The organism is Microcystis sp. LSC13-02 (assembly GCA_002282935.1).
Lineage (GTDB): Bacteria > Cyanobacteriota > Cyanobacteriia > Cyanobacteriales > Microcystaceae > Microcystis.
The window spans coordinates 1-12,307 of record MTBT01000192.1 but is presented as its reverse complement, the minus strand read 5'-3'; the positions used below and the strand labels follow the sequence as shown (position 1 = coordinate 12,307).

Below are 12,307 nucleotides of genomic sequence, written 5' to 3'. Positions count from 1 at the left end.
CTGAATAAATCTAAAAACCTTGTTGGGTAAGACTTTTAGACTTTTTGTCAATCAAAAAGTACCAGTTCTGGGAGTGATCGGGGGAAAATTCTGGGACTTTTTCTCTGAAAATTGGGTAATTGACCCCCTCAGAATCGGTAAAAACCTACACCCCACACCCCACACCCCACACCCCACACCCTGTCCCCACGAAAAACTTTTTGCCGCAAACCCTAAATAATTGACCACCTCTAAATCAATACACTTGTACTATAGTTGGCTCAAAAAATTCCAGAAAAGGGAATGAGGGAAAAAAAGGGAAAAAAAGAGAAAAAGGGTTACAAAGTCCTCCCAGCACCGCACACCACCCGAAAACCGAAGTCGTAGCTGTCGACGCGGCGGGCGTCGCCGTAGTCGCGGAAAGCGGAACGGCAGACATCCGGATTGAGGTACCAAGAACCGCCCCGCAATACACGGTTTGGTCTATCTGTCAAGAGTTTTTTTATACTAATTAATAGGCTTTGATAACGATTATCATTATTGTCTTCGTCCCATGCCACGGATCTAAACACCATTCCCAGACATTGCCGTGCATATCGTACAGCCCGAAGGCATTGGGGGGAAACTGTCCCACGGGGGTCGTTTCTTCTCGATATTCTCCCTTTGGTTCGTCAGCGTAGGTTCTGCTGGCATCGTAGTTGGCTAATTCCCCGGTAATGGTTTCCCCAAAGTGAAATGGGGTGGTTGTCCCGGCACGACAAGCATATTCCCACTCCGCTTCGCTGGGAAGTCGGTATTCTTTCCCTGTCAATTTCGATAATCTCGCGCAAAATTCGACGGCATCATACCAACTAACTCGTTCTACGGGTCTATCCCAGCGCGTCGGTGATCCCCCTCTAGCTCCTTCAAAAGGGGGGGAATCGGAAACCTCGCTTTTTAAGGGGGGTTTGGGGGGATCTTTAAAGTAAGAGGGATCAGGGTTAAGATATCGTTCTACTTTTAAATCCGTGCGGGAGGCAACTGCTCTCCACTGGGCCTGGGTGATAGGATAACGCCCCATGTAGAAAGAGGAAACGGTTACTCGGTGTTGTGGTCTTTCACTTCTAAATCCTTCCCAACCAAATTTTTTCACCAGTCTTTCGATTTCCTCGTCTTTCGTTCCCATCGTGAATGTGCCGCCGGGGATTTCCATCAATTCCAATTCGACTCCCTCGGCTAGTTTTTGGACAATGCCTTTTGCTTGCCTTTTTTCCTTTTTAATTACCCATTTTTCTCGTTTAGGAAATAATCCCCATAGACGAGACTGACGTTCTATCGTTGCTACGATAAATTCAAAGGTACGGGTTTTTAAGGGAGGTTCCGAGGGTTGAGGGATTGGAAGGGGATTGGAGATATTAACGGCGATTTTTTCGGCGAATTCTGCGTATTCTCCCCCCAGATTGCCTAAGACTTCGATGCTGACTTGAGCGAAGGGAAGAATTTTTTCTCTTTGTTCTAGGGGATAGGTGGGTAATAGGGTTAATAAAGCGGCAAAACTGCGGATAGGACTTTTAATTTCCCCGGCAATATATTGGGAAATAGCATCGAGTACCTTGATAGTTTGTCGCCTACCGATAGCATCATTTAAGACTTGACGTACCCCGGGCAAAAAGTCATAGACTCGATACTGTCCTTCTTCATTTTCTGCAATCGGTTTTAATAGACCTCCCATGTAGAATTCTGCCACATGAACGGGACGCACTTCGTTTAAAAGAGTTTTACGAATAAGATTGACCACCTGCATACTTACCGGGGCAGCTGCCATCATTTTTGCTAATTTTTTGGCTGGTTCTGAAGCGGTGGCAAAAAATCGCTCGACCATTGCCTCGGCTTTATTTTTGATGCTGTTTTTATCCTCGCTGTCTTGCTTATTTTCCTCTCTGGATATAGGGGGAATTTCAATAATTTGTTGTTTAATAAATTCTAAATCAAATAAAAAAGCGGAAATCTGAGCATTACCTGAACCAGCGACAACTTTTGCCCATTGCTTGAGGACTTCTATTTCTAACGTGATTACGGGAATGAGAAGGGTATTTTGCCAGTTAATCGGTAGCCATTGGGGATAATTTTTTAAGATTAATTTCGGATTGGGAACCCCAGCAGTTAAAGCAGTTGTAAAGAGTTTACGTCCCCGTCCTAGTTGGGTACTATTCCATAATCTTTCGGGGAAAAGTTGCAGAATAGCGGTGGGTTGTTTTTCCGACCAATCTTTTAACCAAGGATGAATTAAGGCTTTTTGCCAGAGAGGAGAAACACAATCACTTACTAATAAAACTAATCCCTGTCCCCTGGGATGAATAAGTTCTTTATGGGAGTGATAGCGTTGTTCAGGTTTAGCTTTTTTTCTGCGTCTTACTAACTGTAATTCTTGATTATTTGAGGTTGATATTTGCCAAACTCTGACGGTTTTAAATGCTCCTTGATTTTCTAAGAGATTTTGTAACTCATTAATTAATTCTCGCCAAATAAAAGAGGATCTAGATTCTTCTACTACTAATTCGAGGGTTAACCAGCGTTCCGGTTGGGGTTTAGTCACAGGTAGCCAAATATCCCTTTCTGCAATAAAAGAAGCGGTTGCTTCTTCATCTAGAATAGTTTTAATGGCTGAGGGAACTTTTCCCATGAAAGGACGCAAAGCGCGACTAATCGGGAGTGCTGTCTGTAGTGCCGCGGCAGCAGGAACTTGAAAAGGAAAGCCTTGGATTGGGGTAGTTTTCTCTATTTCTTGGGGGAGAGATTCTTCGGTAATAACATCGATATTTGGCTGAGATTTTGATAGGTTATCTTCTGGAATGTCCTCTAAATTTTTCTCTATTTCATTAGAAGTTGATGAATCTATTGGCTGTTTATTTTCTGGATTTCTTGGGGGTGGTTGCAAGTCTTCAACTCCCATTTGTAGGGCCAACCAGATGCTATCAGCTACATCTTCATCACTGAGTTGTAACCGTTCGATTAGTCCTGTTTGCTCTAGATAATCTAATAGTTTTTTAATTGATGAATTAGATGGGGATTCACTCATCTTCTATCGTCCCCAAATCTTTCAAAAGTTGACTAATGAGGTCATCTTGAGTTGATATAGCTCCTTTTTTGACCATAAAAATAGCATTAAGTAATTGATCCGTAGCTAGGGTTTGTGAATTGCGCTTTTGAATGAAGTTATCAATCAGTTTATCGATGTCTGGATTGTTAGTAATTGTTTCTTCTAAATGTGCCTCGATTATTTTAATTAAGTCGGGTTTCTCTGGCTCTTTCATGGTTAAACGGAGACAACGACGCAAAAAAGGTGGGGGAAAGTCTCGTTCTCCATTGCTAGTTAAAATCACAAAAGGAAAAGCCTTACAGATAACTAAACCATTTTCTATAGGTGTTTTTATATCTTTCTTGGTAATGTCGGTTGTATCGGTATAAGCAGTTCGGACATCAACCCTTGGAACTTCTTCTTTTAGCCTAACTAATTCGGGGATTTCAAAGCGTCCTTCTTCAAATAAGGTGAGTAAATCATTGGGTAAATCGATATCACTCTTATCAATTTCATCAATTAACAGTATTCTTGGCTTTTCTGACTCTAATAATGCGGTTCCCAAGGGTCCAAGGGTAATATATTTTTCAATCTGTTTTAATTGGTCTTTTCGTTCTTCTGGGGTTAATTCTTTTTGCTCTCGTTCCAGTAATTTAACCTCCTGTAACCGACCGATCGCATCATAGTTATAAAGTCCATCTTTTAGGGTAGTATGGGTGGTAATCGGCCAGTATAATACTTCTCCTAATTTTAATTCCTGGGCGACTTTATAGGCAAGAGATGACTTTCCCGTTCCGGGTTTGCCAGTTACTAATAAAGGTCGCCGTAAATACAAGGCTGCATTGACCATTTTAATTTCTTCTTCGCGCACTAGAAAGGTTTCTCCCCGATGCTTACGACGACTTTCTCCCAGTTTCTTTTCTTTGCCAAAAGGTCGCCAGCTGGGAGGGTCTGGTAATGTCCAAGCGTCTGTGGAATCCTGATTTCCTGTAAAAATTTTCCAGTCTTTCATAATTTAATTTATGGCATCAAAAGTGGATAGTTGGGGGGAACAAGCTGATAGTCATCCCAAAGTAATGATAGATGATTCCCAATATGATTATCTTCTAACCAAGCGACGGAACGGTTATTTTTAATTATTTCTGGTAATTTTTCTAGTGGACATTGACAGATAGGGTCTAATTTTTCCTGACAATTAAGTTCTTGGTTGGCATCGGGTCGTATCCACAGAGATAAAGGGATTCCAGTTTCGTATAAAATGGCTAGAATATTTTTTAACTCTAAGGAGTTTTCTTGACTGAGATTAGTTAACCTTGAACCGATAACATTGTTAAATTTATGATATTTGAGTATTTTATTCGGATGGTCATTATTTGCCAGAGTTTTTTTAAAGATAATTGCTTGCTGATTGTTTGATTCGATCAGTTCTTGGATTTCTTCTTCACATTTTAAGATTTGGGTCAAATTTTGCTGCTGTATATTCCGAAAAAGTTGGCATTTTTTGATCCATAAATAGCTTTGTTGATTTTTGATATTTTCGGCTGTTATTCGTTCTGAAAATCTCATGATTATCTCATGATCGATTCCCCAATGATGGGGATCGCAGCCTGTAGCTATTGCCACTTCATGAATTGAGAATAAATCAATCGGTTTAATCTCTTTTTCAATAAATCTATAGGGTAGAAAAAATTGAACTTTTTCTAGGGAAGATTGACAGATATTTTCTGATTCTCGTTTAAATTTTTTCAGGTGATTAATCAATTCATTTTCTTGGAGATGATTACCCAGACTTATTCCTTCATTGGGGGTTAAAGATTGATATTCTCCACGTTTTTGAGGTTCTTTTTCTGTGGGATGATAATTGTTGATATCTTTAACAATCCAAGCTCTCAGCATTAAAGATTTGTTTTCTTCTGTAAGGCTAACAAATAAGCAGGGATTTTTGTCTGTTGATTTTTGAGAAACATTTAGCGATCGCTGCTGGCGATTAATTTCTAAAGTATTGATTAAAACTTCCCATTTTTTTTGATATTTTTTTAGCCATTCTTTTAATGACTTTGCCAGAGCATCTGTTGAGTTTAACTGAATAACTAAATAGCCAATAAATATTTCTAACCAAGAAAATTTTGATTGAGAAGTATAGGTAAAATGTCTTTCATCTAATTGATAGATTATTTCTATAAAATCAGACCAAGAGAAAGGAATTTTTCTAGGTAAATCCACTAAATGATCCATCACTTCAATTACTAAATTTTCATAAGCTGTATTAAGTTGATCTTGATAACTCTTGTTTTCAAATATACATTTAATCGAGGGGATAATTTTAGGAATTCTTCCTTCTACTTGTGCTATATCTGGCAACTTATTCCAAGCTTTTAAAAGAACATTAGTAGGAATAAAAAATGCAGATTTTGCAACCAATTTTTCCTTATCAGCCATTACTGCCATCCCCACTACTCCCCCCAATTGCTCATCCCAGATAGCTGTCCCACTAAACCCACCTTCTACAGCATATCCTGTGCTTTTAGTATCTTCTATCTGAATTTTGTTGTTAGCAATATGACCTTGTATCTTACCATCAGACCAGACACCTTCGTTTCTGGAAAAACCATAAGCTTTATAATTATGATCAGATAAATCTCCTATTTTATAGGTAATTAAAGAAACTGGTTGAGCTTGTGAAGGAACTGAATCTTTTAATTTTAAGATAGCAATATCTTGGGGATCATTGCTGTTAATTTTAACCGGATACCAAACCTCTACGGTTGTTTTTAAAGATGTACCCGATGCAATTATCGGAAAATCACACTCAATAATGTCAATGTCAGTGGGTTTCTCAGCAGATGTAACTATTAATCCTAAAGATTCATTAACAACATGAGCGCAGGTAATCAAGTATTCTGATGATATTAGAAATCCTGCCCCAACAATTTCTATTTTATCATCTTGATTTTTTCGTTGCTTATAAATTCTGACCACAGAAAATTCTAGAGATGCAACCATTATTTCTATCTAAGTCCTCATTGAGTAGATGATTGCTTATTTTTTTCCTTGTTATCCCATTTTAGGGTAATTTCATAATTAACATCGGCACTGCCAGATGCAATAATAGCCCCTAGACCAACAGTCATTTTTATCCCGAATTTTACCTCTACCTGATCAGGAGGTTCATTCAAACTTTTGACCTTATTAATTATGGCATTTGCCACCGGTTTTATCCCATTTAATGCGTCTTCAAAAGATTGAGCGGCTTTAACAGCTATTTGATCTGTTCGACTAATAAGTTCATCTTCTGGTTTCGGTTTGGGTAAGGGTAACTTTTCATCCACCTCGATGTAAATAGTCCCCTCCTCTGAGGTAAATTCCACTAAACGAGTCATAAAAATTCTCCTGTTTATTTTATTGCGTTTGCCCAGACTTAATCAATCACAACGCCATCTTTTTGGCCTCATACCTAATTATATCTCTTTACCAAGTATTTGGTTGAAAGTCAGCATCATTAATAATTGCCACCGTATCCCCAGAGGGTTTAATCACGAATAGACCTTTTCTATATGCGTATCGATCGATTCCCTCGTTGATTTCGATTCCCGCCACTGCACCGTAAGCTTGATAGTTTTGATAATGGGGAAAAGCGATTTTAAAACGAGTCAATTTTTCGATAAATTCATCCACATCATCTTTAGATAATCTAGATTTACATTCCACCACCACGAGTTCTGTATCATCCACCGCTAGTATATCAATTTCCATGGCGATGCCCTGACGTTTGACTCTGGCACGGGGATAAACTTCCTTAATATCAATGCCTTTCTCCTGAAAAAGCCGTAAAACCGCCGGTTCTACCAATTCTTCCACAAATCGACCCCAGGGAGTGGTGAGACTATCTACCGCTTTGCTGGTTCGTTCTACGGTGCGTTTCAGTTCTGCCATCGAGCGCTCGACTTCGGCGGCCCGGCGATCGCTTTCTAATTTCGCTTCGGCAAAAATACGTTCCATTTCGGCCCGACGAAGATCGCTTTCCCTTAAACGGCGATCAAATTCCTCGGCCGAAGCGCGGAATAGCTGGTAAATATCCTCAAGGGTTACAGGTTCACTCATCGAAAATTTTGGGTCTGAAACCCCGTCGTTCTAGGTTCAAAAATACTGAATATTTATCATCCTCAGGCCTTGAACGCCAGCAAAAGAAAACCCTACAGACAAAGACCTTGTAATGATAAAATCGACAATGGCGACGGCTTGGCCATTAGTATTTTTTGCGTCGGACTAGCAGGAGATAAAAGCGTGACCTTTAAGATTGGTTTACTCGGTTTCGGGGTTGTGGGGACGGGAACAGCGAAAATCCTCCTTGATCCTTTTGGTCGTCATCCCGTACTCAAAGAGATTACCATTGGACGAGTGGGAGTTAGATTCCTAGATAAACCGAGAGAAATCGAGCTTTCTCCCCATATTTTGACCACTGACCTAGAATCGATCGTTACCGACCCCGAAATTGATATTATTGTCGAATTATTGGGGGGTTTGGAACCGGCGCGCTCTTTAATTCTCCAAGCAATCGCATCGGGAAAGCACGTTGTTACGGCAAATAAGGCGGTTATTGCCCGTTTTGGTGATGAAATCTACGCCAAGGCTAACGAAAAAGGGGTTTATGTCCTCCTAGAAGCGGCCGTGGGTGGTGGAATTCCCGTCATTAAACCCTTAAAACAATCCCTCGGTGCTAATCGCATCAGCAGTATCATGGGAATTGTCAACGGCACAACTAACTATATTCTCACGGAAATGAGCCAAAAAGGGGCAGATTTTAGCGAAGTGCTGGCCAAAGCTCAGGAATTAGGCTATGCAGAAGCGGATCCCACTGCGGACGTGGATGGATTCGACGCGGCCGATAAAATTGCCATTTTAGCTTCTTTGGGTTTTGGAGGTCGGGTAAAACGGGAAGATGTTTACTGTGAAGGTATCCGGCAAGTTAGCGCCGTCGATATCGCCTACGCTGATAGACTGGGATTTGTGATTAAATTATTAGCGATCGCAAAAGACACGGTTAAGGAAGATTCCGATACCCTAGAGTTGCGGGTTCATCCGACCCTAGTACCGAAAACTCATCCCCTCGCTAATGCTAACGGAGTCTATAACGCTATTCTCGTCGAGGGGGAACCCTTGGGGCAAGTGATGTTTTATGGACCCGGTGCCGGTAGCGGACCGACGGCCAGCGCGGTAGTATCGGATGTGATGAATATCGTCGGAATTTTAAAAAGTAGTGGCAAAACCAAGGAACTTGACCCGCTTTTAAGCTGTATTCACCAGCATTATTGTCAAATCGCCCCGATGGAGGATTTATCAACCCGTTTTTATGCTCGTTTTCTCTGTCGCGATGTGCCGGGGGTAATCGGTCATCTAGGTATGGCTTTCGGCGACCATGGGGTTAGTCTAGAATCCGTGGTACAAATTGGTATTAGGGGTGATTTAGCCGAAATTGTCGTTGTCACCCACGATGTGCGCGAGGGTAATTTCCGCAACGCTTTAGCGGCAATAGAGTCTTTAGAAGCTATTGACAGTATTCCTAGTATTCTCCGGGTTTTGTAGTCAAGAAATCGCTTTTTTATGGTCATGGGTCGGAGAATCAAAAGTGAGAAAAGTTGGCTAAGTTTCACTAGCACAATTTTGTTTTTTTGTCTAGGTTTTTTGACCTTGAATCAAAAATTAATTTTTGCCCAAGGGTCTGATAATGTTTGTCCCCTGCCGATTTTATCAAGGTTACAACGCCATAAAATCCAAGCGGGAGAAACAATCGCCTCAATCGCCGAAAAATACGCTCTCATCCCCGCAACAATAATTAAACTCAATCCGACTATTCTCAAAAATGGTTTGGCCCCCGTCGGGAAAGAAATCTTCATTCCCCCGATGAACGGCATTCGCATCGAAGCACCCCGGGGTTCCACTTGGCGCGATTTAGAAGCGGCCTATGGTATTCGTGCCGATATACTCTTTGAGCTTAACGGTTGTGGTCGCCAGCCGACAATAGTTTTTATCCCCGGCACCAATTGGTCCGCCGCCGGCAAGCGATCGGATTATACTGGATTAAGTTCTTATCCCTTACCCTTTGCCAGCACTGTCGGATTAGCCTACGGTTGGCAAAAAAGCCCCACGGAAGGGAAAAATCTCTTTCATAGTGGTATTGATCTTCTCGCCGATATTGGTACACCAGTTCTAGCCGCCGAAGATGGTCTAGTGATTTATGTGGGTCAGGAAGGGGCCTATGGTAATTTGGTAGTAATTAATCATTTAGGTCGCCGGCAGACCCGTTATGCTCATTTAAGCAGGGTTACAGTGAGAATTGACCAACGGGTACGAGCAGGAGACGTTATCGGTACGGTTGGCACCACGGGACAACCAGATATTATTCCCCCCCATCTTCATTTTGAAGTGCGCTTAGATACTCCCGTCGGTTGGACAGCGCAGGATCCGGCTTTGCATTTGCCCCAAATCGGCCCGCAATCAAGTCATACTAAATCCTGTTTAAAAGGTATAGGAGAGTGAGTGAGTGCCGAGCGGGGGAAGCAATTCTTGACCGGGTTTTTAAAGTTGGATTGGGAGTTAATCATACTATAAAGTACATTTTCCCGCCAAAATCCCCCTCTCTGGGGAGAAGGGGAAAAGCAAACCCAAGATTAACCCTGTACCATGACAGAAGCAGCCGCAGCCACACCAGCACCGGGGGTGACACCTTCGACACCTAACTCAATTAAAGTCGCTTCAATGGCAGCGATAACTGTGAGGATATCCCGCTCACTAGCAAAACCTAAATGACCGATACGGAAGATTTTACCCTTGAGGTGATCCTGACCACCAGCGACAGCGATGTCGAACTTTTTATTGAGAGTCGAACGAATTTTTTCCGCATCCACCAGAGTGGGAGCCACCGCAGTAATCGCCGTGGAAGCGCAGGAATCCGCCGCGTAGAGGGGCAAATCCAGGGCGCGCATACCGGCCCGCGTCATCTGGGTTAAGCGTTGGTGACGGGCGAAAATTGCCGCTAATCCCTCCCTTCTCATCATTTGCAGAGAAGCTTGTAAACCGTACATCAGGTTAACTGGAGGGGTAAAGGGGGAACTATCCTCATCGGTGGCTTTTTTGTATTTACCCAAATCTAGATAAAAACGGGGCAGTTTGGCGGTTTCGTAGGCTTTCCAAGCTTTTTTGCTCACGGAAACAAAACCTAAACCGGGAGAAATCATATAACCTTTCTGGGAACCAGAACCGACCACATCTAAACCCCATTCATCGATGGGAATATGATAAGCTCCTAAACTGGTGACAGCATCGACGATAATTAAAGCTTCCCCGTGGTCTTTTACCGCTTTGTTAATGCTTTCCAAGTCATTGAGAACCCCGGTGGAAGTTTCCGAATGGGTGATAATTACCGCTTTGATGGCTTTTTCCTTGTCTTCGGTCAGTTTAGCGGTGAATGCCTCTGGATCTAGGGGTTTACCCCATTCTGCCTTAATGACATCCACATTTAAGCCGTATGCTTTCGCCACTTTCGCCCAACGTTCCCCAAATTTACCATTATCCCCCACCAAAACTCGATCGCCGGGGCTAAGAAAATTAATAATTCCCGCTTCCATGGCACCGGTTCCCGAAGCAGTTAGCATTAAAACATCGCCACTGGTTTGATGCAACCATTTGAGATTTTCGGTTAATTCGGCGATTACCTTGCTAAAAGCACCCGTCCGATGACCTATAGGCGCTTTAGCCATAGCCAATAATACCGCTTCCGGCACTGGTGTCGGGCCGGGAATCATCAACATATTTTTATTTTCCATGGTTCGTCCTCTCTCGTTGGGCCATATTTAACAAAGATAAAAAACCAAATCTCGATCGCATCAATTCTGAGGGGATGATTTAAGATTCGGCAAACTCTGATTATATCCCGGCAGATAGCCGTGTCAGTTATCAGTGATCAGTTACCAGTTATCAGGTGTGAGTTTTCAGCGAATAGTATTAAGGGACAAGCTCGGAGCTGCCTTTTTACTGTTTACCGATAACTGAAAAATCCCTAACCGAGATTTTCAAAGAGTTTCTGGATACCGACGGCAGCATCGGGCAGTTTTACCAAAGATTCGCCGATTAGAACCGCATTTGCTCCCGCTTGCTTCACTGTGGCTAGATCTGCAGCCTGGTGTAATCCCGATTCGCTGACGATCAGAATACCTTTTTCTCGCACCTGTTCACCCCTGGCTTCTAGTAATTGGCGAGTATTGTCTAAATCGACTTTAAATGTCTCTAAATTGCGGTTATTGATGCCGATTAGTTCGATTCCCTCAATGGCTAACACTCGATCGAATTCGGCCAGACTATGCACCTCTACCAAAGCTGTCATCCCTAAACCCTTGACAATTTTGACAAAATATGCTAGGTCTTGATCGCTTAAAATAGCGGCAATTAAAAGGACAGCATCGGCTCCTTTAGAGCGAGCGTAGTAGATTTGATAGGGATAAAGGATAAATTCTTTGCATAATAGGGGCAAAGATACCGCTTGCCGGACGAGGGTAAGATTTTCGTAACTACCTTGAAAAAACTTACTATCGGTTAGGACTGATAAACAAGTGGCTCCCCCCTGTTCATAGGTACGGGCGATCGCTACAGGATCAAAATCTTGGCGGATAACTCCCTTGCTCGGGGAAGCTTTTTTCACTTCGGCAATCAAAGCGGGTTGGGTTTTCCCCTGTTTTAAGGCGGCTAAAAAGTCGCAAGGTGGCGCAGTATTGGCTATTTTTTGGCGTAATTCTAATAAAGGCAACCGTTCGCGCAATTTATCGACTTCCATCTCTTTATGCCAAACGATTTCTTCTAAAATATTTTGCGGTTGTGCCTCCGGCACTTTCACCACATAACTCAAACTCTCAACTTTGACGGCAGGATTGGGGTGTTTTCTTCGGATCTGCATTTTTTCACTGTCCAGAGTGTGAACAGTGATTAGTTTAACAGTGATTAGTTATCGGTAATTCAAATAGAGACGGGGAAAACCACGTCTCTACAGACATTTATCTATACTTTTGTGGATATTCCCAGTCTTCACCGATCTCCTCAAGGCTATTGCATAGCTTCGAGCGAACGTTCTAAAATCTGATCTTGGAGTTTTTCTTCTTCTTGACGATTTTCGGTTATTGACACTCCCGTCGCTAAAAGCGAGGGATTCTTGGTTCACTGAGTTTCCTTAATCTGACAGGACGTATCCAACCAAACCAGAGGGAATCTCTCCCCAAGCGT

Annotated in this window: 9 protein-coding genes; 2 read left to right on the top strand and 7 right to left on the bottom strand. The window is 42.4% G+C overall.

Going from position 1 to position 12,307, the window contains the following annotated elements:
• Nucleotides 1-490: 490 nt before the first annotated feature.
• The 5 genes from BGL89_RS11460 to BGL89_RS11440 form a co-directional block, all read right to left on the bottom strand.
• Nucleotides 491-3,037: an SAV_2336 N-terminal domain-related protein gene (locus BGL89_RS11460; protein WP_502692618.1), complete on the bottom strand. Its 2,547-nt coding sequence runs from the start codon at nt 3,035-3,037 to the stop codon at nt 491-493.
• Nucleotides 3,030-4,049 (bottom strand): AAA family ATPase, encoded by a 1,020-nt coding sequence (locus BGL89_RS11455; RefSeq protein ID WP_286825810.1) that lies wholly within the window; start codon nt 4,047-4,049, stop codon nt 3,030-3,032. The genes BGL89_RS11460 and BGL89_RS11455 overlap by 8 nt, the downstream gene beginning before the upstream one ends.
• Before the next feature lie 8 nt (nt 4,050-4,057).
• Nucleotides 4,058-6,040 (bottom strand): VMAP-C domain-containing protein, encoded by a 1,983-nt coding sequence (locus BGL89_RS11450; protein ID WP_286825809.1) that lies wholly within the window; start codon nt 6,038-6,040, stop codon nt 4,058-4,060.
• Between the two features lie 17 nt (nt 6,041-6,057).
• Nucleotides 6,058-6,417, bottom strand: a complete 360-nt coding sequence (locus BGL89_RS11445) for a CU044_2847 family protein (RefSeq protein ID WP_286825808.1) — start codon at nt 6,415-6,417, stop codon at nt 6,058-6,060.
• A gap of 88 nt (nt 6,418-6,505) precedes the next feature.
• Nucleotides 6,506-7,138, bottom strand: coding sequence for a DUF3782 domain-containing protein (locus tag BGL89_RS11440; protein ID WP_286825807.1), 633 nt, complete (start codon nt 7,136-7,138; stop codon nt 6,506-6,508).
• A 183-nt stretch (nt 7,139-7,321) separates the two neighbouring features.
• Between BGL89_RS11440 and BGL89_RS11435 the strand changes: the two genes are divergently transcribed.
• Both BGL89_RS11435 and BGL89_RS11430 read left to right on the top strand, forming a co-directional pair.
• A complete protein-coding gene (locus tag BGL89_RS11435; protein ID WP_286825818.1) occupies nt 7,322-8,620 on the top strand; it encodes a homoserine dehydrogenase in 1,299 nt (432 codons plus the stop codon).
• Between the two features lie 18 nt (nt 8,621-8,638).
• Entirely contained in the window at nt 8,639-9,574 is a 936-nt protein-coding gene (locus BGL89_RS11430) for a LysM peptidoglycan-binding domain-containing M23 family metallopeptidase (RefSeq protein ID WP_286825806.1), read from the top strand.
• A gap of 131 nt (nt 9,575-9,705) precedes the next feature.
• Here the strand turns inward: BGL89_RS11430 and BGL89_RS11425 are convergent, their stop codons facing one another.
• Together BGL89_RS11425 and trpC are read right to left on the bottom strand one after the other, a co-directional pair.
• Nucleotides 9,706-10,860 carry a pyridoxal-phosphate-dependent aminotransferase family protein gene (locus BGL89_RS11425; RefSeq protein WP_286825805.1) on the bottom strand — a complete coding sequence of 385 codons (1,155 nt, stop codon included), beginning with the start codon at nt 10,858-10,860 and terminating at the stop codon, nt 9,706-9,708.
• Between the two features lie 233 nt (nt 10,861-11,093).
• A complete protein-coding gene (gene trpC / locus BGL89_RS11420; RefSeq protein WP_286825804.1) occupies nt 11,094-11,984 on the bottom strand; it encodes an indole-3-glycerol phosphate synthase TrpC in 891 nt (296 codons plus the stop codon).
• Nucleotides 11,985-12,307 lie beyond the last annotated feature (323 nt).